The sequence below is a fragment of the Microvirga sp. 17 mud 1-3 genome, from assembly GCF_003151255.1.
Classification (GTDB): domain Bacteria; phylum Pseudomonadota; class Alphaproteobacteria; order Rhizobiales; family Beijerinckiaceae; genus Microvirga.
This window is the reverse complement of sequence record NZ_CP029481.1, coordinates 1,318,193-1,340,121: the sequence shown is the minus strand read 5'-3', so window position 1 is coordinate 1,340,121 and position 21,929 is coordinate 1,318,193. Positions and strand designations below refer to the sequence as shown.

The window sequence follows — 21,929 nt, the reverse complement described above, 5'->3', positions numbered from 1 at the left end:
GGCGCGATGCGGCGGGGAGCCCTTCCCCGTCGCGTCAGGGAGCCGTGCGGACCTCCACGGGGACACGCACCAGATCCCGGTCCCAGGTAACCTTGCAACCGGTGAGCTGGTAGCGGGTCAGGTAGAGATACCCCTTGGAACCGACATCCTCGAAGGAACGCGTCTGTGCCTGCGGATCGAGGAGGCTCGGATAGAAATAGGCTTCCGGCCGGCCGCAATCCTTGTCCCAGAGAAGCTGCGCCTCCATCACGAGGGTCGGTGGCGTCCATGTCAGCAAATCGCCGGAGGTGGACGCATAAAACCCCTCGATCGTCCGCCCGTCCGCGGTGCGGCGCTTATCGCCGAACACGGCGACGACCGCATCCGTCCCGCGCACCTTGGAGATGCTGCCGATCATCCGGCCGATCACGTTGGGGGCGACCGGCTGACAGACATGGGAGGCGACATCGCTTTCAGGCGCCCGGAACGGGTCAGTGAAAGTGACCGTGAAGCCCTTTCCGTCCCAGGCGCGCCAGGAGCCCGGATCGTCCAGGGTCTTGGTGCGGATGAGGCAGTTGCCCCTGCGCTGGTCCCGGTAGCCGTCCGCGAAAATGAAGGCGTAATACCACCCGTCTCGCTCGATGATGTTCGACGGGTTGGCATAGCCGACCCGCGCCTTGCGGTCCGTGGGATAGGCGTAAGGCAGCGTCGCCACGACCGGGGGTGTGGCGGAGGCTTTCTCGAACCGACGGCCGCCATCGTGGGAGACGAGGCCCGTGACGGTGTTGAGGAGACAGGCGCTGTAGCGCCCCGCCGGGCATTGCCCGGGCGTGCGCTCGCCGCGCAACTCCGTATGCGCGAGGGCATAAACGGTCCGGCCATCCCGGGTGTAGACGGCGCCGATCCAGCTCAGGTCGTCGAAATCGGCAAGGCGGGCCGAGCGACTTCCCTGATACACCACGTCGCAGCGGGGACGGACTGCATCGAGGTCCGGCCCTACGAAGGCGCGGTTGTCGTTGTGACTCGCGATCACGCGGACCTCCCCGTCCGCGTCGCGGAAGGCCCGCGCCGAAGCATCCGGCACGTGGCTTTTCGCGCAGGCATCCCGTGACCAGTCGAACACCGTCTCGACGGGTCCGGACGGCACGAGGGTGAAGTCCCGGCGCCCGGCCGTTTCGGCCCGAGCGCCGGTCCACAGCGCGCTTCCCGCCAGGAGAGAGAGAGCGAGAAGCGCCAGCGGCCGCTTCATCGGTGTGCCCTCACGCCACCTTCTGGACAGGCTCCTGGACCTTCTCCATGACGTCGACCATCTTGGTGTCGGCGCCATTCTCGACCAGGAACTGCCGCATCTCGCGATAGGTGTGGTGATAGGCCCGGTTGAACTTGTCGAACAGGGACTGGTCCCAGTAATCCTCGAGGACGAAGTCCTTCCCGGAGAAGACGTCGAAGCTCGGGATCTGGAAGGTCTCGGCGAATTCCGTCGTCCGGCTGTCATAGGTAAAGTAGATCGACGGCGTTCCGTTCGACAGGGCCATCAGGTTGCCGTGGAGGCGGTAGCCGAGAACCAGGTCCTTCTGCTGCACCAGGTCCTCGTAGTCCGAGACCACGTCGGAATAGAACAGGCGCTCGCGGTGGAGCTGCTCCATGGTCTCGTCCATGTACCAGTCGGAGACCCACTTGTTCGCCCGCAGGGCCGCGAAGGCTTCCTCCTTCTGCTCCTGGGTTCCGAAGACGATCTTCTTCTCCTCCACTTCGCCCTGGGCCATGAGGACCACGTCGAAGCGCTGCGCCAGGGATTTGACGAGGTCGCGGTGGAAGGTCAGATAGCGCTTAATGTCCTGCGCGTAGGCCGGCGAGACCTCCCGCCGCATGGTGATGCCCGCATAGCGGACCTTGTCGAGGGACGGCAGCTGGATCGACAGGTTCGGGTTGTTCCTCCGGAACGCGGTCGGGCAGCCGATGATGCGCACGTTGCGGATGCCGATATCCCACAGGACCTGGGCCGAATAGGTGCCGCGCACGCCGATGGAGGTGGTCGAATCCGCCATCATGCGGAGCACCGTCTTGGTCTCTTCGGACAGCTCGATCTTGCCCTTCACGGGAGCCTGGGCGCCGATTCCGTAGGCGATCACCGGGATCTTGAGGCGCTTGAGGACCTCGATGGTCTGGCTCCAGCGCATGTCCTTGTGGACATAGTTGGACCCGCGCAGGAACACGTAGTCGTATTCCTCGTTGAGCCGGTCGATGTCGTCGAGATTGGGGTTCGCGATCGGCAGGACTCCGAGCTTGTCGAAGTTCAGGAGCTTCAGGGACGAGTCGAAGACGAAGGCGTCGCCGATGTTGTGGTAGTGGTTGATGTGGTTCTGGACGTCCTTGTAGCGGTACCAGCGAACGTTGTCGTGGTCATAGACTTCCCCTGAGGGGATCATCACGAGAATGCGGGCCACGTTGTCTCTCCTTCTGGTTATAGGCGTATGCCGGGCGAATGTCAGGCCGAACGCACGGCGGGTACGGAGTCGCGGTTCGCCGCGACGGTGTAGTAGAGGTCGAGGTGTTTCTGGGCGCAGTCCCGGTAGCTGATCGGCTGCGCGATGCCGGCGCGAAGCCGGTCCCAGAGTCCCGGATCCGTCAGGGCCTCGACCATCCGGTCGATCAGGTCCTCGGGCGATCCGACCCTGAAATGCAGGCCGTTGACCCCGTCGGTGATCTTCTCGGCCATGCCGCCGATATTGCTGGCGATCATGGGGCGACCGTGGAAGAAGGATTCCTGGATCACGATGGGCGAGTTCTCCCACCAGATCGACGGAATGACGGTCCAGTCGATGGACTGCATGAGGCGCGGCATCTCGGCGTTCTGATAGGCGCCGTAGAAGCGTGCCCGTGAGCCTGCCTGCTCGACGAGCTTCTCGATCTTCTGCCGGAAGGCTTCCGGCTGCCGTTCGAGATTGCCGCCGAAGATCATCAGCTGGGCATCGTCGCCCCAGACGGATTCCGGAATGCGCGCCACCGCATCGAGCAGGACGTCGACACCCTTGAACGCGGTGATCTGCCCGAAATAGGCGAACCGGGCGCGGCGACCGCCGGGCGGCAGGGGCCGGGGCGGCGTCGGCTCCACAATGTCGAGGCCGTTCTCAATCACCGTGAACTTCGATCTGTCGAGCCCCCAATCCACGTAGCGGTCCACCAGAAAGTGGCTCGGCGAGACGAAATGGTCCGCCAGCTCCAAAAGCCCGCGCACGAACTTCTCCCGGCGCAGGAAGCGCGCGGGCGAGATGTCCGGGAAGCAGGCGTTGCAATCGGCCGGAGAGGATTGCCGGCACAGGTTGCCGTTGCCGGTCTTCACCATCTGGCCGTGGTGGTGGCAGATGGACAGGAACTCGTGGAACGTCACGACGATGACCGTGTCCGGCAGGGCCCGCCGGACCGCATAGAGGCATTCGAGACCGAGGCCGATGAAGTGATGGAAATGGATCACGTCCGGCTTGAGGTCGAGCACCACGCGCATGAAGTCGCGCTCCACCTCCTCGGTGTTCCGGTTGGACAGGAAGAAATGGTCGTAATCGTCGGCGTGGTAGAGAATCTCTCCCTGTTTCTGGCGCAGGCTCAGAAGCGCCGTCCCCCCATGTCGCACGACCGGATGGCCGACGCGGGCAAGGAAGCGGGAATTTACATCCTCGAGGGTGTTCAGCCCCTTGTGGAGGTTATAGGAGGCGACCTCCGCGCCACCGAGGGACAGGCTCGGATGGCCGTGGGAAACCACGAGAACGCGTAACGGGTGAACAGTCATTCGGCTCCTCGCATGTTGGCGACCAGGAGAGACCAGCGCCGGTCGAAGCTCCAGCGGTCCACGTGCTGCACTAGCCGCTGCCACGAGAGGCCTACTTCGGCCGGGTCGCCATCCGCCGCGACCATCTCGATGTCCGGCAGCCAGATCGAAGGCGTGCCGGCGAGCTTCAGTTTCAGGCTCAGATCGCGGCTCTTTTCCCGGACGCTCAGATAGGACTGGCTGAAACCGCCGATATCGTGGAACGCCGCGCGGGAGAGGATGCAGCAGGCACTCGACCCGGCCATGACTTCCATGGGCTCCGCGCCGCGGATGACGTCGCACGGATAGCCCAGGAAACTGTCAACCAGGCGCCGCTCCCGCGGGTCCAGAATGGTGCCGGCGAAACAGACTGAGTCGTCCTCGAACAGGATCGTCGGGCTGACCAGGGCCTTTCCGTTCCGGTTGCGGTGGGCCCGTTCGAGAACCGGCAGCCATCCGGAGCGGCGCGGCATGACGCCGGCGGACAGGAACGCGAGCGTCTCGACCTTCGTGGCCTGGGCGGCCGCATCGAGAGCGTCGCACGCATCCTGCACGCCCTCGGCGCCCACGAGCCTGACGCCGAGGCCGTAGAACCTCGCAAGACGCTGCACCTCCGCGGCGATCTTGCCGTAGAGCTCCATCGGCACGCAGACGATGATAGGAATGTCATGCATCGCGGGGTCGAGGGCCAGAAGCGAGAGAGTGACGAGCACCTCCTCACCGTCACGGCGGCCGCCGAGCGCCAATGCGAGGCCGGATGCGCTCTCATCATAGCCGAAATCGCGCTGCTCCACGGGCCGCGGCTTGGGGTGGTCGAACACCTGGATCATCGGCCCGATATGGGTTTCGATCGCCATACCGGTCGCGGCGGAGCGCGGATCGAGCGCCGCCACGATCCGGTCCAGAGCGCGGCGGGACGAGGCCCGCACGGGCTTGAGCGGATAGAATGCGGACGTGTCCTCCCCCGTCACGATCTCGAAATAGACCGGATCTTCGCTCCCGGGGGCGAGCCCGGGCACGAAAGCCAGGAAGCCGTGGTCGTGCCGGTGCGGATCGATGCTGTGGCCGAAGGCCGGATCGTGCTGGAAGGCCGCCGTCACATCGGGCCGGGCCAGGCGTGTCCATGTTCCGTCGATGCGGGCAGATTGCTTGCCCGCATGGAGGATGACCTCCCTGACGGCCTGCTCGGGGTCCAGCATCCAGCCGCTGACGAGAATGCCTCCCTTCGCCAGGTCCAGAACCGCATCCATGCCGATCCGGACGGGCTCCTTGAGGGATGAGACCGTGTCGCGCCCGTCGTAACGCGCGCCCATCTTCTGCAGCAGGGCCAACGTTTCGGCCTCGGCGGCCGCCCGGGGAAGCACATCGCGGATATGGGCGGGCACGTCGATCGGTGCGAGGCGAACGCGCCTGTCATAGATCTCGAGCGTTCGCCAGCCCTGCGGCCCACGGAAGAAGAGCCGCTGCAATCTTTCGAGGTCGACCGTCGCCTCGCCGGTGTTGAGGACGCCGACGAAGCCGTATCCCCGCTCCCCCAGATCGTCGCGCACCACCTTGGCGGCCGCGAAGTCGCCGGACGTGAGGCCCTCATGGGAGACGATCAGCCGTGAGCGATCGAGGGGCAACTCGCTCGACCAGCCCTGGAGCAGGATCTCGCCTGTATCGAGCGCGCCCATGACCTCGACGAAACCGTCCGCCCGTGCGGCCGCCGTGAGCATGGACAGGGCCGCTGCCACGCGCTTGGGATCCGACCGTCCGCTGACCAGAGCCTGGGCGACGCCGTCCGCGACCTTCGGAAACTCGGATTCGGCATCGACAGCGACGATGTTCATCAGGCCCATGAGCGGCAGGGCCCGCCTCACCAGGGTGTAGCGGAGCGGCTGCCCCTTGCGGCGCATCACGATGGAGCGAATGCGGACCCGGCCCGCGACCTTGACCGGGACGACCGCCACGAATCCGATGCAGGCTTCCGGAGGCGCCTCCTTGCGCACCCATGTGACCACGTTCGCGGTCATCGACAGCGCAGGGTCGCCGTTGAGCAGGACCGGGACCGAGCGGGACATGGCGTCCGTCACGCCCGCGAGGAGCAGAAGGTCCTCTCCTACGGGTGCGGCGATGACGGTTTCGCCGTCGGTCGGCAGGCTCAGGGGATCGGCCAGAAAGGCGCCACCTCCGACAGGGTCGGCGCGAACGGCGCGCGGCACATCGCTCTGCGGCGGATGGCGGACTGCAATCGTCATGAATTCTCCTATCGCAGCGCAATCACAAGGGTCGAAAGGGCGCTGGCGGCCGAGATGCCCGCCAGGGCGATCAGGATCGCGACGGCGCGGCGCATGGGCCGGTCGGCCGCGTTCGCCAGCTCGGCGATCCGCTCGTCGAAGCCGGCGATCATCTTGTCGAAGCGCATGTGGAACACCTCCACGTCGGCAATGCGCTGGGCGAGCTCGCCGTGGTTGGAACGGACGACCTCCAGGGCCGCACCGATGCCGTCTTCCTGAGAGGCCATGCGCTCCACCTGCCCGGCCGTCTCACGGATCCCCTCCACGGCTTCCCGCAGGATGATCTGCGAACGGTGCTGCGCGGTGATCAGCACTTCGAGCTGCTGAAGGACCCGATTGAGCGGAGCGCTGATCGCCGCCTCCGCGGCACGCTCGTCCTGGGTTGGTGCCGGGAGGATGATCTCCTCCCCGGTCTTGCGCGAGACCGCCACGACCTCAAGATCTCCAAGGTCCTGGCTGACGCTGACCGGCAGCTCGACCTCGAACGCATAGGCCCCGTCGCCGATGCCGTTGCGCCTCAGGTCGACACGCGGACGGTCGGCCGTGGCAGAGGCCACCATGCGCCCCCGGAAGAGCACGCGCACGAGGAGCCTTTCCTGTGGCTGCGCGCGGTCCCAGACCCAGCCGTAGAGGCGCCGGCTTTCGACGGCATCGAGCCGTCCTTGGATCTGGCCACCCGTCGGCTCCGGAGCCTGCCGGATCGGCGCTTTGACTTCTGCCATGCTCATGAGGTCGTCCCTCCCTGCATCAGGCTGCCTGTGCGGAAATATCGAGGTCGCCATAAAGGCGAAGATGCCGTTCGGCCGTTTCGGCAATGGTTGGAGGCGGCCGGATCCCTTCGACCAGCCTGCTCCAGAGCTGCGGCTCGTCCATGGCCTGCGCCATGGTGCGGGCGAGCGCGACGGGATCGTCCGGGCGCACGTGGAGCCCGTCCCGGCCGTCCGTCACGGCCTCTGCCATCCCGCCGATGCCGCTCGCGATGACGGGGCGCCGATGATGAAAGGCCTCCTGGATCACCAGGGGCGCGTTCTCCCACCAGATGGACGGCACGATGACCCAGTCCACCGCCGCCATGAGGGCCGGAAGCTCCTCCCGGCGATAGGGACCGAGGCGCACCACGTGAGGCTCGACCGCACGCGCGAGGTCGTCGACCTCCTCGACGAAGCTCTCCGCCTGAAACGGCGCGCCGCCATGGATGCGCAGCTCGAAATCCTCCCGACCTTCGGCGATCAGGCGTTGCACGGCCCGCAGCAGCACGGGCGCCCCCTTCCAGGGATTCAGGTTGCCGAAATAGCCGAAGACGGGGCGTCGTCCGTCTGGCGAGGCACGATGTGCGGCCACAGGAGCTTCGGGCCGACCGTTCGGCACCACGTCGATGACGGCCTCAGGCAACCCCCAGGCGACGAAACGCTCCTTGATGAAGCGGCTCGGCGCGATGAAACGGTCGACCTGTGCGAGCAGGGTTTTGAGATAGCGCTCGCGCAGGAGGAAGCGGTCGGCGGGAATGTCAGGGAAGCATCCGCTGCACCGGTTCGGCGAGGCGCGCTCGCAGCGCTCGCGTCCCTTGGTCCGCATCATCAAGCCGTCATGGGCGCAGATGGCGTAGTAATCGTGGAGCGTCATCACGATGCGCGCCTGCGGCAGCACGCGCCGGATGAGCGCAATGAACTCCACGCCGAGAAGCAGGACATGGTGGATATGAACCACGTCGGGACGGAACTCCCGCAGGAGCGCGGCCAGCTGCGGGACGACCCCGTAGGTGTCCACCTGGCTCAGGTAGAAATGATCGAAATGTCCGCTCCAGAGCACCACCTCGTCGGGAGCATCCGTCACGGCCTGGAAGCTCGTGCCGGGGCGCGGCTCTCGGTGAACCCTGTTGGTAGCCGCGAGGAACAGAGCTTCGATGCCAGGCCGTGTCCGCAGTTCGCGGAACAGGTCGTGGGCGAAGATCTCGGTCCCTCCTGGATGCAGGTCCGGATGGTTATGGGCGACGACGAGAACCCGCATGTCAGGCGGCCTCCGGTTTCGTCGCGATCACCACATCCTGGTAATGAGTGCTGTCGATGTTGCGCCAGTGGCCGAGGCTGACCCGCTCGATGTTGAGTCCGGCCTCGCGCACGGCCTGCTCGACCAGGTGACGGTCGAAGCCGATCGCCGCGAGCGGCGCGTCCGGATCGCCGTACCAGGTTCCCTCCTCCTTGCCGGCCGTGAAGCGGGGGCGTGCGTTTGCCCTATCCACATCTCCGTCGAGGACCAGGAAGGCCGTCATAAAAAGCCGCCCGCCCGGGGCCATCAGGCGCATGACCTCGCGTGCATAGGCAGCGATCTCCGACACCGGCAGGTGCGTCGCGACCGACACCATGGCGACGAAGTCGAAGTTCGCGTCCGAGAACGGCAGGACCACCTCGTGCCCCGCGAGGGAACCGCCGGGATTGTAGAGTTCGTGCGCCAAGTCGATCTGGCAGAACCGGAAATGCGGATAGGCAGGCGTGATGTTCTGCACGCACCACTCGATCCCTTCCCGCACGGGATCGACGCCCTCGTAGCAGCCCGCCTGGCCATCCAGATACTGGGTCAGCGGCACCGCCATGCGGCCGATGCCGCAGCCGATGTCGAGAACGCGATCCGTCGGCTTGAGGCCGCCCAGGCGCACGAAATGACCGAGATATTCCGCTCCGATCGCGCGATAATCCCCATCCCCGACGAAGACGTTCTCGGGCGGCGGCGCAGGAAGGAAGCGGTTGCGCGTGATCCCTTCGACGGTGACCGAGAGGCGTGCCTCCTCGGCGGGGGAGAGCAAGGGCCGATAGGCGCTGACCTTGCTGCCAACCTGAGCATTCATGCGGCTGTCCTCTTGTTTTTTGAAGTTCGGAGCTGCGCGTTCATGATGGCCGCGATCCTGTCTCCCCAGCGGGAGGCATGAAGAGCGCAGTTGTATTGCCAGGCGACGCCCTTCATGTAGTCGCTGCTGAGCGTCATCGACTTGCGCTCCAGGTGATAGAGCTCGACATTGGCCGCATAGAGGATCCGGCGATCCGCGGCCGTGATCTTGAGGCACAAGTCGCTGTCCTCATAATCGCCGATTACGTAATCCTCCGTGAAGCCGCCGACCGTCTCGAAGAGCGGCCGAGACATCACCAGACAGGCTCCGGTCACGGCGGGCACGAGGCGCTCTTCCGTCGCTGGAGCATAAAAGCGCGGCATGCCCTTGTAGTAGTGGTGGTTGAGCCAGCGTCCGCGGTGGTCGCGCTCGAAATACATGCCCGCATGCTGAAGGGAGCCATCCTCGAAGAGGAGCTTCGGACCCACGGCGCCGACACGCCGGCGGCCGGACAGCCGCATCACGAGCGCTTCGAGCCATCCCGGCGCGACCGGGACCACATCCGAATTGACGAGCGCCAGAACCTCGCCGCGCGCCAGGGCGGCGCCCGCATTGCAGGCGCGGGCATAGCCGCCGTTGCGCTCCATCACGGCAAGCAGAATCGGAAGCTCATAGACGAGATGCAGTCCGCCGATCAGGTGCTCGACCTCCGCAGCCTGCTCAGGCGAGTCGAGCACATAGATCAGCTCGGCATTCTGCCTGAACCACGGATCCGTCGCGAAGGCGGCGATCTGGAAGCGCAGAAAGTCCAGCGCTTTGTAGAGGGGGATGACGACCGAGACTTTCGGGCGCAGCAGCGGCTGGCCGATCTGATGGACGCGCGGCTCATTCGTGCCCGCGCGCGCCTTCTCGTGAAGGTCGGCGATGACGGGCGCGAGCACATCCGCCAGGAGCGCTTCGTCCACGTGCTGCGGCGGCACGGCACGCAGGGCCGCTGCACGGGCCTCGACCGGATCGGCCGACTGCGGGGCAGGAACGAGGGGATGATAGGCGCCCGAGCGCAGAAGCAGGCGAAAGCGCGGCTGGAGCAGGGGCGCCGCTCCGCCGGCTGCAGGCGCCAGGGCCGCGAAGCCGACTGCGCTCACCCGGCCGCCCCCTGCATCCTCGGCAGCAACCGGAAACCGGCGCAGCTCCCCGGTCAGATCATGGACCGTGCCGTCCCGCCCGATGGCGGCCACGCCGGCGACGAGATTCAGCGGGTCACGGAACCAGCCCGTCACGAGCGTTCCGCGCGCGGTGGACAGCGCACAGGCGATCTCGGCAGAGAGGCCCGCACCCGTGACCCGCTGACGGTCCAGAGGGGCGCCGAGCTGCGCTTCCACGGACGCGACATCGCCCGAAGTCGTAAGGCCCGGCATCTCCATCAGAAGATGTTCACGCAGGCCGGCCGCGCGCTTGCCATGCTCGCGCAGCCACGCCGTCAAGGATTGTATTTTCTTGTCGGGCCGCAGGATGGTTCTTGCCTGGAGACCGTCAGGCCCGGTGAAGACGAGCCAGTCGGATTGCTCGCCTGCCTCTTCGGCCACGGTCAGGAGATGCAGCGCCTCACGCCCCCGCCCCAGGCGCGAGCGATGCGGCTGCCCTTTCAGGCGTTCCACGCCACGAGGGCTAACCCGATGGATTGCGTGGATCGTCCCGAAGCCTGCCGGGAAAGGGGTCTGGAGCAGGACGAGTCCGTCGACCGCCCGGGCCACAATGGCGGCCGGCTGCGGCGAGGGCTCCAGCCGACGCAGCAGCATCTTCACGTTGCGAAGAAAGGTCGTGTTGCGCTGAAGACGGAAAAGGCCGCTCCATAGGCCCAGCAGGGTGGACACGAGCGTGGCGCCTGCCTGTCTTTCAAGATCGTCGAGGAGCGCAGCCGCATCGAATGCCGGAAGAGGCGCATCACCCGCCAGCGACAGTTCGGTGTTCAAACCGAGACTTTCCGCCGACAGTACGGCCCGCAGGGAAACACGCTCGGGCCGGCGCAGGACCCAAAGAAGACGGGTTCCGCCATCCTGGCGCGGAAGGCGCAGTGATGCCGTCGGCGCAACGACCGCATCCGCGACCGACAGAGACGCGGGAACCTGGACCGGCTCGGGAACATCCCAGACGATCAGCATCGCCGCGCCGCCCAGATGAAAGGCCCGTGGCAGATCCGCCTCGTTTTCCGTTAAAACCACGTCCGATAGATCGAGCAGCGCCATGCCGTTCAAACACCTCGTAGGAGGAGGCGCTGCAGCGTGTGGCCGCAGCGCCCCGACAGGTTAATGGACCGAGAAGTAGTCGTTCGGGTTGCTCTGCACGTCGTCCGCATTGACATTGACGAGCGTGACCGTGTCGCCATTGCCGAGATCGACGAGGGTGTTGCCACCCACCTGGTGAACGCGGCTTGCGAGATCGTCGGCCGACGCGATGTCGGTACCGTTGATTCCCTTGGAGACCTGCAGCAGGTCCTCGCCGACCTTGAAGTCCATGACGACGTCGTTGCCGCCGCCGCCGGAGAACACGAAGACATCCTGTCCGGAATTACCGTACAGAACATCGTCGCCTGCGCCGCCGTGGATGATGTCGTCGCCCGAGCCGCCACGGATGACGTCGTCGCCGGCGCCGCCCTGCAACAGATCGTTGCCGGAATTGCCCTCGAGGATGTCGTTTCCATCGCCGCCCTGGACGACGTCGTTGCCGTTGCCGCCCCGGAGGTAATCGTCACCGGCGCCGCCTTGCAGCACGTCGTCGCCATTGCCGCCGAAGAGAACGTCGTCGCCCTCACCGCCCTGCAGCACGTCATTGCCGTTGCCGCCGAAGAGTTTGTCGTCGCCCGTTCCGCCGAACAGCGCATCCTCGCCGTTGCCGCCGAAGAGAAGGTCGTCGCCCTCACCGCCGAAGAGGGCGTCGTTGCCCCCTCCGCCGAAGAGGAAGTCATCCCCTCCATTCCCGAAGATCACATCCGGGGAATGGGTACCGTGAAGCGTGTCGTGATAGGCACCGCCTTCAAGAGTTGCCATACCTGTCTCCTTGCTGGCTGGGACCGGAGGGACGTCTGCCCGCCGGATGGATTGGTGGAGTCGATGCAGGCGAACGCCCTTGGCATATCCAAATGCCGGCCGCGCGAATGCGCAGTTCTGTTCGCCGCAGAAAAACACTGCTCAAGACAGACTGATTTGTAAAGCGCAAAATTCAATAAAACTCCAGAAAGATCAAGTATAGCTTGCTAAATAATAAGTCTACTTATGGAACAAAATAGAATTCAAACTAAGTCAAATTTAGTTTTACTTTCGAAATATTTTATCAATATTCCTCCCTGCCTGGTCGGCCGCATAATTTCCATGACTGCATTAGGATCTGGGCTAAGAATTGATTACTCTTCACGGAATGCGCGATTAAAGCTCTCGGTGATCGGTGCGAGGAGATAATCGACAGCTCGGCGCGGCTTGTTGATGATGAGAATTTCCGCCGGCATGCCCGGATAGAGTTTGACGGACGGATTGTTCGCCAGGCTTTCCGGAGCGATCGATGCCCGCACGACATAGAAGGCGGATTCGTTGCGCTCGTCGAGCTGCTGATCGGCCGAGAGATATGTCAGCGTTCCCGCCAGCGGCGCGGTGCTGCGGTTGTTGTAAGCGGTCAGTCTCACCTGCACGGGCGCTCCCACATGAACGGAATCGATATCCCGCAACCCTACCTTCGCCTCGATGATCAGGGGCTCCTGCTCGGGAACGATGTCGAGGATGGGCTGCCCTGGCGAAATGACTCCGCCAGGCGTGCGGCTGCGGATGTTCGTCACGATGCCGCCTTGCGGCGACACGACCACGATCCGGCGCAGGACGTCGCCGGCCGCGCTCATCCGCTCGATGGTTTCCGCGAGTTCCAGCTGTGCCGCCTGGAGATCCGCCGCAACCTGCTGCTGGAAATCGTTCTCGATGGACAGGATCTCGAGCTCGGCGGCAGATTTTGCCTGTTCGGCTTTCGCCTTGCGGGCCACCAGCTCGGCGGCCCGCCCGGTGAGCTCGCTTTCACGAGTCTGAAGCTCCGTAAGGCGTGGACGGGGCGCATAGCCCTTCTCCACCAGGGACGCGACCGCCTGTAGCTCGCGGTTCAGGAGTTCCGCCTGGCGGGTATTGGCGACCGTCTGGGCCTCGATCGCGGCCAGCTCCGCCTCCTGCTGCTGCACGGTCTTGTGCTGGATATCGACCTTGCGTTTGAACATCTCGCGGCGCGACGAGAAGACGTTTCGCTCCGCCTTGAGCACCTCGTCCGTGATCGGGCTCGTCGAGGCCACAACCTCTTCGGGGAATGTCAGCTGATCCTGCCGGGACTGTTCCGCCCGCAGGCGCACGAGGCGCGCTTCGAGACCGATGCGCTTCGCTCTCAATTGTTCGAGCTCCGCTTTGGCGCGGGTGTCGTCGAGCTGCAGAAGCGGCTGCCCCGCCTGGACGACGTCGCCTTCCTGAACCAGCAGGCTCTTGAGAATGCCGCCTTCAAGATGGCTGACCGTCTTACGCTTGGAATCGACGATCACGGTCGCGTTCGCGACGGCCGCGCTGTCGAGGCGCGCCGCATAGGCCCAGCCGACGAAGCCGCCGAGCCCCAACACGATGGCAAGCGTTCCGGCCAAAAGGGGCGTGCGCAGGGACGGGCCATCGCGCTCCTCGCTCTCGAAGCGCTCGGCCCACGGCTGCATGGAGTCCGGCTCATGCGGGACCGGCAGCTGCGCGGCCCGGGGCCGGCTCTGGACGAGAATCTCGGTGCTAGCCACGAGTTGCATCTCCCTGAACGGCCCGCACGGGCTGTGCCTGAGCGGGCTTGGCGATCCTTTCGCCGCGTCCGTCGATATCCACCACCGAGGCCCGCGGCCCGAACTGGGCGATCCGGCCATCCTGGAGGACGAGAAGCTTGTCGACCGCCTGCATGATCGACGGCCGGTGCGCGATGAGAATCACGATGGCGCCGTCCGCCCGCGCGGCCTCGATGGCCCGGATGAGGGCGCGCTCGCCCTCCGTGTCGAGATTCGCGTTGGGCTCGTCGAGGACGATCATGCGCGGCCGCCCATAGAGCGCGCGGGCAAGCGCGATGCGCTGCCGCTGGCCGCCGGACAAAAGGAAGCTGCTGTCTCCGAGGCGGGTGTCGTAGCCGAGCGGGAAGCGCCCGATCATGTTGTGCACGTCAGCGAGCCGCGCCGCTTCGAGAACGGCCTGGGGATTGGCGTCCTGCATCCGCGCGATGTTTTCCCGAATGGTCCCCTCCAGCAGCGACACGGATTGCGGCACATAGCCGACCATTCGTCCGAAGGATTCGCGCTCCCACAGGAAGACGTTGTGACCGTCGAGATAGATGCCGCCCGTGGTCGGCTTCAGAACGCCGACGAGAAGGCGCGCGAGGGTCGATTTTCCGGCCGCCGAGGGACCGACGATGCCCAGCACCTCGCCCGGCGACAGGGAGAACGAGATCCCCTTGAGGACCGGGACATCGGAACCGGGCGGAGCGAAAACGAGCCGGTCGACCGTGAGCTCGCCGGAGGTCCGCGGTGTCGGCTGCGTGTCGCGCCGCGGCGTCTCGTCTTCGAGCAGGCTCACGATTCGCTTCCAGGCCGCCCCGGCGAGCACCCATTGCCGCCATCCGTCCACCATCGAATCGAAGGGCAGGAGAAGACGTCCCATGATGATGCTGGCCGCCACCATGGAGCCCGGGCTCGCCTCCTGCCGGATGACCAGAATCGCACCGGTGGACAGCACGGCGATCTGCATCATGTAGCGGCAGGTCCGCGTCAGGGACGACATGGCGCGTCCGCGCCGCGTGGCCGTATCGAGCAGGTCCTGCGCACGAAGCTGCCCGTGGCGCCAGCGGCGCGCGAGGGCCGGCAACATTCCCATCGCCTCGATGGCCTCCGCATGACGGAGGCTCGCGCTCATGTCGCCGATGCCCTGGATCGTCGATTCGTTGGCCCGCTTGAGCGTGCGCCGCGTCAGAAGATCCGAGACAAGGCTCAGCACCACGATGATCGTGGCGGAGATCAGGGCGACGATGCCGTAGAGCGGGTGCAGCGCGAACAGAACCACAAGGAAGATCGGGCACCAGATTGCCTCCAGCGGAATGCCGATCGCATTGCCGGTGATGAAGGCCCTCAGGTCGTTGATGTCCCGAATCGCCTGCCCGGCACGGCCGCTCCCCTTCTGGACGGAAGCCGACACGGCGGCCTGCAGGACCGGCAGGTTCAGCCGGCGCAGCAGAAGACTGCCCATGACCTGAAACGTCAGGGCGCGGACATAATCGAGGACGCCGAACAGGATCAGCCCCACCGCCGCAATCACGATCAGCATCGCGAGCGTATCGACGCTCTGGCTGTTCACGACACGGTCGTGCACCTGCAGCATGAAGAGCGGCACGGTGAGCTGCAGGACATTGATGACGGCGCTCAAAAGGCCCGCATAGGCGAGCCCCACAAAGAACGCCTTACGGCCGCGGTGGATGAGGTCCGCGGCTCCCCCGGAAACAGTCGCCTTGTTCATGCGACCCTTCCTGCAGTGATTTGTTCGTCGAAAATATGACGATGAAATGAGTAATCAGCAATCCGAAGGAAGGATAAATTCCGCACGCTTTACACGTTGATAAATCTCTATACCCTCCTAGGGTGATCTTTCGGGATGCCACCTCCGACTAAGCACTCCCTTTATAACGCAACACAACATAATAATTTAGAAGTTTAGGGAAATCGCCCTCGAATAGTTCGAAATTCGAAATAATCACTATCGAGAGATAGGAGAAGACAAGGCATGGAACCCAAGTACAGCAATGAGATCGGCCTGTTCCGGGAGGTGTCGACCGGAGGCCTGGCCGAACTGCCGCCAGCCCTGCGGTCCGCCAAGGGACAGGATGATGCGGAAGCATCCGCTTCGTCCGCGGACGAGCCGCCGGGCATCACCCACCTCGACCTCGTTCGCGTGGTCGAGCGCTTTCATCGTCGGTACCTCGATCTGTTCCGGCTCGATCTCGGCCGCCTCGGCGTGAGCGACCTCAGCCCCTCGCAGGTCATGATGCTCTTCACCATCGGCTCGGATGAGCTCACGGTCCGCGATCTCATCGACCGGGGCTATTATCTCGGCTCCAACGCATCCTACAACCTCAAGCGTCTGGTCGAGGGCGGCTATGTCGACCGCAGCGCCTCCGAGCGCGACCGGCGCTCCGCGCGCATCCGCCTCTCCGAAAAAGGACGCAAGCTCTGCGAGGACGTCCGCCGGATGGACGAATCCTACCACCGTCTCGTGACGCGCAATGCCGAGGAAAAGCGCGACCTGGAGACGGCCTTCAGGACCTTGCAGCGCCTTGAGAATGTCTGGACCGGCGCCCTCCGCTACGGAGAGACCGGCATCGCCTGACCCCCTCCCCTACGCCTCCATCTCCCGCGGCCGTTTCCACCCGTCTGGAACCGGCCTGCTCTCCGTTCCCGCGTTTTTTGGCCGGGGCCGGATCCCCTTCGCCGAAAAATGCTCTAGTTTTCCCTCAAAGGTGCTCCGGCTGCCCCGCGCGTCTGGGGATTTTCTTTCACGAGTTGCAACATGGCCAGATTTCTTGTCACCGGCGGTGCCGGATATGTCGGCAGCCACACGGTTCTCGCGTTGGCAGAACGCGGCGACGATGTCGTCGTTGTCGATAATCTCTCCCAAGGGCATCGGGGAGCGGTGCCGCCCGGTGTCGAGCTGATCGTCGAGGACATCGCGGATACGCGCCGCCTCAACGAAATCTTCGCAGGCTGGCGCTTCGACGGGGTCGTTCACTTCGCGGCGCGTTCCCTCGTGGGCGAGAGCATGCGCGAGCCGCTCATGTATCTCTCCGAGAACGTGAGCAACACGCTGCGCGTTGCCGAGGCCGCCATCAAGACCGACTGCATGCGCTTCGTTCTCTCCTCCACGGCGGCGCTGTTCGGGATGCCGGACCGCATTCCCATCGACGAGGAATCCAAGCTCCACCCCCTGTCGCCCTACGGGGAGTCGAAGCTGATGGCCGAGCGGGGGCTGGAATGGGCGCAAAAGGTCCACGGCCTCCATTGGTCCGCCCTCCGCTATTTCAATGCGGCGGGGGCCGATCCTCAAGGAAGGCTCGGGGAGGATCACGATCCGGAAACACACCTGATTCCGCTGGCCATCAACGCAGCCCTCGGCCTTGGACCGGAGCTGACCGTCTTCGGCAATACCTACGACACCGTCGACGGCACCGCCGTGCGCGACTATGTGCACGTCACGGATCTGGCCGATGCCCATTGCCGGATCCTCGACCGCCTCGCCGAGGGTCAGGGCGGCTGCTACAACGTGGGTAACGGCACGGGCTACTCGGTCCGTCAGGTCATCGACGCGGTGGAGCGAGTCTCGGGCCGCAAGGTGCCCCATCGGTTCGGCCCGCCGCGCCCCGGTGACCCACCTGTCCTCGTCGCCTCGAACGAGCGCCTGCGCCGCGATACCGGATGGTCGCCCCGATACGCCTCCCTCGACGACATCGTGCGCACTGCCTGGGCCTGGCGTTCTGCTCACCCGAAGGGCTTCGACGACCGCACCTCGCCCGCCGGCAAAGCCCCCCTGGCCCAGGCCGTCTGACCCCGCCGAAGGTCTGCACCTTTCGGCTTCGTCACCATGCCGCCCATCAGGGTGACGAAGCCCCCGTGGATTTGAACGCTCCGCCCGAAGCTGCAAAGCTCGGCAGCGATTCGCAGCCGATCGGCGGGACACGGAGCAGCGGCATGCCGGCATATCTTGGCATCGATGTGGGGACCTCGGCCGTCAAGGCCGTCATCGTCGACGAGGAGCAGGAGGTGCTCGCCGAGGCGAGCCAGCCCCTCGCGATCTCCCGCCCGCGTGACCTGTGGTCCGAGCAGGATCCGGAATCCTGGTGGGAGGCTGTGGAAGGCGCCGTCGAGGCGCTGCGCGCAAGCGTGCCGGCCGCATGGGCTGACTTACGCGCCATCGGGCTCTCGGGCCAGATGCATGGCGCAGTCCTGCTCGATGACCGGGACCGCCCCTTGCGCCCTGCGATCCTCTGGAATGACGGGCGCTCGTTCCGGGAAGCTGAGGAGCTGGGCAGGCTGCATCCCCACCTGTCCCGGGCCATGGGCGTCGTCCCGATGCCGGGCTTCACGGCCCCGAAGCTTCTCTGGGTGGCGCGGCATGAGCCGGAGATATTCCGCGCCGTCGGGACTGTCCTCCTGCCCAAGGACTATATCCGCCTCAAGCTGACGGGCGAGCGCATCACCGACATGTCGGACGCGGCAGGCACCTGGTGGCTCGATGAGGCAGCACGCGCCTGGTCGGACGAGGCGCTCGCTGCCACAGGGCTCGATCGGCGGCAGATGCCGGGCTTGGTCGAGGGCTCTGCCCCCGCGGGCTTCCTGCGGCCCGACCTGGCGGCGCGCTGGGGCCTGCCCTCCGGAATCGTCGTTGCTGGGGGCGCCGGGGATGCGGCCGCCGGCGCGGTCGGCCTCGGGGCCACGGGCGACGGCGCAGCCTTCCTGTCGCTCGGCACCTCGGGTCAGCTCTTCATCGCCACGGAAGCCTTCCGCCCGGCCCCTGACAGGCTGGTCCATGCCTTCTGCCATGCCCTCCCAGAGCTGTGGTTCCAGATGGCCGCGATGCTGAACGGGGCAAGCTGCCTTGCCTGGCTGTCGGGACTTCTGAACCGGGACATAGACACCCTTCTGCGCGACGCCGAGGCTTCCTATCGGGGTCCGTCGCAGGTTCTTTTCCTGCCCTGCCTGACAGGCGAGAGAACCCCGCATAACGATCCCCATGCGCGCGGCGTGTTCTTCGGCCTCTCGCCGGAGACGACCCCGGCGGAACTGGCGCAGGCCGTTCTCGAAGGCGTGGCCTTCAGCTTCGCGGATGCGAAGGATTGCCTTGTCCAGGCCGGTGCGCAGCTGTCGAAGGCGGGCGTCATCGGCGGCGGATCCCGCAGCGCCTTCTGGACCCGAATCCTGGCCGACATCCTCGATTTGCCCCTCGTGCGCCTCCGCGGCGGCGAGAAGGGGCCGGCCTTCGGGGCCGCGCGGCTCGCCATGCTGGCTGCCACCGGGGCAGCGCCTGAAGCCGTCTGCACTGCGCCGCCCGTCCTCGACCGGATCGTGCCCGATCCGGAGCGCGTGGAGCGGTATGGGCCGAGAATCGAGGCATTCCGGCGCTTGTACAAAGCTTTGCGACCGGAGTTCTCTAAGGCATCCCAACGCGACAATTGACAGGATGCGCCGCCGCCATAGTATTTCTTCTTCCTGAAAAGAAGAATGACTGGACTTCGCGTCAAAGTCTTGAGGGAGGAAAGCGTGCGTTGGAGCTGCGAAACCTTCAGCCTCACGGCGCCCGCTGACCGTGATCGCGGACCCGGAGTGCGTTCATGACAGGATCGGCCCCGATCCTGGAGATGACGGGGATCTCCAAGACATTCCCCGGCGTGAAGGCGCTCAAGGACGTATCCCTCACCGTCTATCCGGGCGAAATCCATGCTCTGATGGGCGAGAATGGGGCCGGCAAGTCGACCCTCATGAAGATCCTGTCAGGCGCCTATCAGGCGGATGCCGGCGGCGAGATCAGGATCGACGGTAGCCCCATCGCCATTACGGACCCGCTCGCCGCCATCCATCACGGCATCTCGACCATCTATCAGGAACTCTCCCTCGCGCCGAACCTGACAGTGGCCGAGAACATACTGCTGGGCCGGGAGCACCGCAGCGGCCCCATGATCGACAGGGGATCCATGGAGCAGGCCTGCCGGGCCGTGCTTGAGCGGCTCGGCGTGACCTTCAGCCCCTCGACCCGGGTGAGCACCCTCTCGATGGCTGAGATGCAGCTGGTGGAGATTGCCCGCGCGCTCATCGCCAATTCGCGCATCCTGGTCATGGACGAGCCGACAACCTCCCTCTCGTCCCGCGAGACCGACGCCCTCTTCGCCCTCGTGCGCCAGCTCCGCTCAGACGGCATGGCGATCATCTATATCAGCCACCGCATGGCCGAGGTGTATGAGCTGGCCGACCGGGTCTCGGTGCTACGGGACGGCACCTATGTGGGCACGCTCCCGCGGGAGGAGATTTCGGCGGAGCGCCTCGTGCGGATGATGGTCGGGCGCGACCTCTCGTCGTTCTACAAGAAAGAGCACAATGCCAAGGGCAGCCGCGGCCCCGTGATCTTCTCCGTCAGGGACATGCGCGACGGGCAGCGCGTCCACGATTGCTCGTTCGACCTGCATCAGGGAGAGGTGCTCGGCATCGCAGGCCTTGTCGGCGCCGGGCGCACGGAGCTCGCCCGTCTCATCTACGGGGCCGATCCGCGCACCGGCGGCGAAATCCTCCTCGGTGGGCAATCCCTTTCGATCCACTCTCCGCAGGATGCCATCGACGCGGGCGTGGTCTACCTGACGGAGGACCGCAAGCATCTCGGGCTGTTCCTCGACCTGACGGTGCGCGAGAACATCAACCTGAGCGTTCTGGGCCGCGACGCACGCCCGGGCGGTGTCCTCAACCTCAAGACAGCGAAGGACCGTGCCGCGGCGGCCATCCGGGCGCTCGGCATCCGAGTGGCGGGGGATGCGGTGCCGGTCGGCAGCCTCTCGGGCGGCAATCAGCAGAAAGTCCTTCTCTCCCGGCTCCTGGAAACGAGGCCGCGCATCCTCATCCTCGACGAGCCGACGCGGGGCGTGGATATCGGCGCCAAGTCCGAGATCTACCGGCTAATTGACGATCTCGCCCGCAACGGCGTCGGCGTCATCGTCATCTCGAGCGAGCTTCCCGAGATCGTCGGGATCTGCGACCGGGTCCTGGTCATGCGCGAAGGGCGGATCGCCGGCGAGGTCGGCGGGACCGGGCATCCCGCCATTTCTCAGGAAAACATCGTGGCCATCGCGACAGGCGTGAGGGAAGAAGCAGCATGACGACTCCGAACGAGACCGGCGCATCCATCCCCGGCCCGGGAGCCGCCGATGCAGGCGCACAGGCGCGCCAGCGCCGCCTGGCCTGGCGCTCCACCGTGCAGGCCGTCGGCATGCTGCCGGTGCTCATCATCCTGGGCGTCGTGTTCGAGCTGATGTCCGGCCGGTTCATGAGCGTCCAGAACCTGTCCATCGTAGCGCAGCAGGCCTCCATCAACATCGTGCTTGCGGCGGGCATGACCTTCGTCATCCTCACCGGCGGCATCGACCTCTCGGTGGGCTCGATCCTGGCGGCGGCCGCGATGGTCGCCATCATCGGATCCAAGGTTCCTGACTGGGGCATGCTCGGCATCCCGGCCGCCCTGCTCGTAGGACTCGTGCTCGGGGCGATCAACGGCGCGCTGATCGCCTTCATGCGGCTGCCGCCCTTCATCGTGACTCTTGGGTCACTCACGGCCGTGCGCGGCCTCGCGCGCCTTCTCGGCGGAGACACGACCCAGTTCAACCCGCAGCTTCCCTTCGCGTTCATCGGCAACGGCAATCTCTTCGGCATTCCGTGGCTGGTGGTAATCGCGCTCGTCGTGGTGCTGGTGTCGTGGTTCATCCTGCGGCGGACGGTGCTCGGCGTGCATATCTACGCAGTGGGCGGCAATCCCGATGCGGCGCGGCTCACCGGCATCAAGGTCTGGGCCGTGCTGCTGTTCGTGTATTCCATCTCGGGCCTCGCGAGCGGCCTCGGCGGCGTGATGTCGGCGGCGCGCCTCTACGCGGCGAACGGCCTGCAGCTCGGGCAATCCTACGAGCTCGACGCCATCGCGGCCGTCATCCTCGGCGGTACCAGCTTCGTGGGCGGCATCGGGTCGATCTGGGGCACGCTGATCGGCGCACTGATCATCGCTATCCTGTCGAACGGGCTCATTCTCGTCGGCGTGTCCGACATCTGGCAATTCATCATCAAGGGGTTCGTGATCATCGGGGCCGTGGCGCTCGACCGCTACCGCCTCAAGGGATCGGCGCGCACCTGAAGCGGATTCCATGGCCCGGCAGGGCGATGGTTCGGGCGAGGACCGGGGCCGAAACCTCGGCGGATCGCCGTCACCAAGGAGGA

Annotated in this window: 16 protein-coding genes; 5 read left to right on the top strand and 11 right to left on the bottom strand. The window is 65.6% G+C overall.

What is annotated here, in order from left to right; translation table 11 throughout:
- Positions 1 to 34 precede the first annotated feature (34 nt).
- The 11 genes from C4E04_RS06230 to C4E04_RS06180 form a co-directional block, all read right to left on the bottom strand.
- On the bottom strand, positions 35 to 1,228 hold the full coding sequence (locus tag C4E04_RS06230; protein ID WP_109595976.1) for a hypothetical protein: 1,194 nt from the start codon (positions 1,226 to 1,228) through the stop codon (positions 35 to 37).
- Between the two features lie 10 nt (positions 1,229 to 1,238).
- Entirely contained in the window at positions 1,239 to 2,426 is a 1,188-nt protein-coding gene (locus C4E04_RS06225) for a polysaccharide pyruvyl transferase family protein (protein WP_109595975.1), read from the bottom strand.
- Positions 2,427 to 2,467: 41 nt separating this feature from the next.
- Positions 2,468 to 3,766 carry a glycosyltransferase family 4 protein gene (locus tag C4E04_RS06220; protein WP_109595973.1) on the bottom strand — a complete coding sequence of 433 codons (1,299 nt, stop codon included), beginning with the start codon at positions 3,764 to 3,766 and terminating at the stop codon, positions 2,468 to 2,470.
- Positions 3,763 to 6,024 (bottom strand): hypothetical protein, encoded by a 2,262-nt coding sequence (locus C4E04_RS06215; protein WP_245416253.1) that lies wholly within the window; start codon positions 6,022 to 6,024, stop codon positions 3,763 to 3,765. The genes C4E04_RS06220 and C4E04_RS06215 overlap by 4 nt, the downstream gene beginning before the upstream one ends.
- 8 nt (positions 6,025 to 6,032) lie before the next feature.
- Positions 6,033 to 6,791, bottom strand: coding sequence for a hypothetical protein (locus C4E04_RS06210; RefSeq protein WP_109595971.1), 759 nt, complete (start codon positions 6,789 to 6,791; stop codon positions 6,033 to 6,035).
- A 19-nt stretch (positions 6,792 to 6,810) separates the two neighbouring features.
- Positions 6,811 to 8,070 carry a glycosyltransferase family 4 protein gene (locus C4E04_RS06205; RefSeq protein WP_109595969.1) on the bottom strand — a complete coding sequence of 420 codons (1,260 nt, stop codon included), beginning with the start codon at positions 8,068 to 8,070 and terminating at the stop codon, positions 6,811 to 6,813.
- Position 8,071: 1 nt separating this feature from the next.
- On the bottom strand, positions 8,072 to 8,905 hold the full coding sequence (locus tag C4E04_RS06200) for a class I SAM-dependent methyltransferase (protein WP_109595967.1): 834 nt from the start codon (positions 8,903 to 8,905) through the stop codon (positions 8,072 to 8,074).
- Positions 8,902 to 11,130 carry a glycosyltransferase gene (locus C4E04_RS06195; protein ID WP_109595965.1) on the bottom strand — a complete coding sequence of 743 codons (2,229 nt, stop codon included), beginning with the start codon at positions 11,128 to 11,130 and terminating at the stop codon, positions 8,902 to 8,904. Before C4E04_RS06195 ends, C4E04_RS06200 begins: the two co-directional genes overlap by 4 nt.
- A 60-nt stretch (positions 11,131 to 11,190) precedes the next feature.
- Entirely contained in the window at positions 11,191 to 11,931 is a 741-nt protein-coding gene (locus C4E04_RS06190; RefSeq protein WP_109595963.1) for a calcium-binding protein, read from the bottom strand.
- A 353-nt stretch (positions 11,932 to 12,284) separates the two neighbouring features.
- On the bottom strand, positions 12,285 to 13,682 hold the full coding sequence (locus C4E04_RS06185) for an HlyD family type I secretion periplasmic adaptor subunit (protein ID WP_245416252.1): 1,398 nt from the start codon (positions 13,680 to 13,682) through the stop codon (positions 12,285 to 12,287).
- Positions 13,675 to 15,432, bottom strand: coding sequence for a type I secretion system permease/ATPase (locus tag C4E04_RS06180; protein WP_109595959.1), 1,758 nt, complete (start codon positions 15,430 to 15,432; stop codon positions 13,675 to 13,677). The genes C4E04_RS06185 and C4E04_RS06180 overlap by 8 nt, the downstream gene beginning before the upstream one ends.
- A 264-nt stretch (positions 15,433 to 15,696) precedes the next feature.
- Between C4E04_RS06180 and C4E04_RS06175 the strand changes: the two genes are divergently transcribed.
- The 5 genes from C4E04_RS06175 to C4E04_RS06155 all read left to right on the top strand — a co-directional run bounded on the left by C4E04_RS06175 (position 15,697) and on the right by C4E04_RS06155 (position 21,846).
- Complete coding sequence (locus C4E04_RS06175) at positions 15,697 to 16,299, top strand: MarR family transcriptional regulator (protein ID WP_109595957.1); 603 nt, start codon at positions 15,697 to 15,699, stop codon at positions 16,297 to 16,299.
- Between the two features lie 180 nt (positions 16,300 to 16,479).
- Positions 16,480 to 17,511, top strand: a complete 1,032-nt coding sequence (galE, locus tag C4E04_RS06170) for a UDP-glucose 4-epimerase GalE (protein WP_109595955.1) — start codon at positions 16,480 to 16,482, stop codon at positions 17,509 to 17,511.
- A gap of 143 nt (positions 17,512 to 17,654) precedes the next feature.
- Positions 17,655 to 19,139, top strand: a complete 1,485-nt coding sequence (gene xylB, locus C4E04_RS06165; protein WP_109600839.1) for a xylulokinase — start codon at positions 17,655 to 17,657, stop codon at positions 19,137 to 19,139.
- A gap of 155 nt (positions 19,140 to 19,294) precedes the next feature.
- The gene (locus C4E04_RS06160) at positions 19,295 to 20,824 is read left to right on the top strand and encodes a sugar ABC transporter ATP-binding protein (protein ID WP_109595953.1); all 1,530 of its coding nucleotides are present in this window, start codon (positions 19,295 to 19,297) and stop codon (positions 20,822 to 20,824) included.
- Entirely contained in the window at positions 20,821 to 21,846 is a 1,026-nt protein-coding gene (locus C4E04_RS06155; protein ID WP_109595950.1) for a ribose ABC transporter permease, read from the top strand. The genes C4E04_RS06160 and C4E04_RS06155 overlap by 4 nt, the downstream gene beginning before the upstream one ends.
- The last annotated feature ends 83 nt before the right edge of the window (positions 21,847 to 21,929 follow it).

Bases quoted from the DNA above. Each gene is read 5' to 3' on its own strand.
- C4E04_RS06230 (WP_109595976.1), bottom strand. From the start codon at position 1,228: ATGAAGCGGCCGCTGGCGCTTCTCGCTCTCTCTCTCCTGGCGGGAAGC.
- C4E04_RS06220 (WP_109595973.1), bottom strand. From the start codon at position 3,766: ATGACTGTTCACCCGTTACGCGTTCTCGTGGTTTCCCACGGCCATCCG.
- C4E04_RS06215 (WP_245416253.1), bottom strand. From the start codon at position 6,024: ATGACGATTGCAGTCCGCCATCCGCCGCAGAGCGATGTGCCGCGCGCC.
- C4E04_RS06210 (WP_109595971.1), bottom strand. From the start codon at position 6,791: ATGAGCATGGCAGAAGTCAAAGCGCCGATCCGGCAGGCTCCGGAGCCG.
- C4E04_RS06205 (WP_109595969.1), bottom strand. From the start codon at position 8,070: ATGCGGGTTCTCGTCGTCGCCCATAACCATCCGGACCTGCATCCAGGA.
- C4E04_RS06200 (WP_109595967.1), bottom strand. From the start codon at position 8,905: ATGAATGCTCAGGTTGGCAGCAAGGTCAGCGCCTATCGGCCCTTGCTC.
- C4E04_RS06195 (WP_109595965.1), bottom strand. From the start codon at position 11,130: ATGGCGCTGCTCGATCTATCGGACGTGGTTTTAACGGAAAACGAGGCG.
- C4E04_RS06190 (WP_109595963.1), bottom strand. From the start codon at position 11,931: ATGGCAACTCTTGAAGGCGGTGCCTATCACGACACGCTTCACGGTACC.
- C4E04_RS06180 (WP_109595959.1), bottom strand. From the start codon at position 15,432: ATGAACAAGGCGACTGTTTCCGGGGGAGCCGCGGACCTCATCCACCGC.
- C4E04_RS06175 (WP_109595957.1), top strand. From the start codon at position 15,697: ATGGAACCCAAGTACAGCAATGAGATCGGCCTGTTCCGGGAGGTGTCG.
- galE (WP_109595955.1), top strand. From the start codon at position 16,480: ATGGCCAGATTTCTTGTCACCGGCGGTGCCGGATATGTCGGCAGCCAC.
- xylB (WP_109600839.1), top strand. From the start codon at position 17,655: ATGCCGGCATATCTTGGCATCGATGTGGGGACCTCGGCCGTCAAGGCC.
- C4E04_RS06160 (WP_109595953.1), top strand. From the start codon at position 19,295: ATGACAGGATCGGCCCCGATCCTGGAGATGACGGGGATCTCCAAGACA.
- C4E04_RS06155 (WP_109595950.1), top strand. From the start codon at position 20,821: ATGACGACTCCGAACGAGACCGGCGCATCCATCCCCGGCCCGGGAGCC.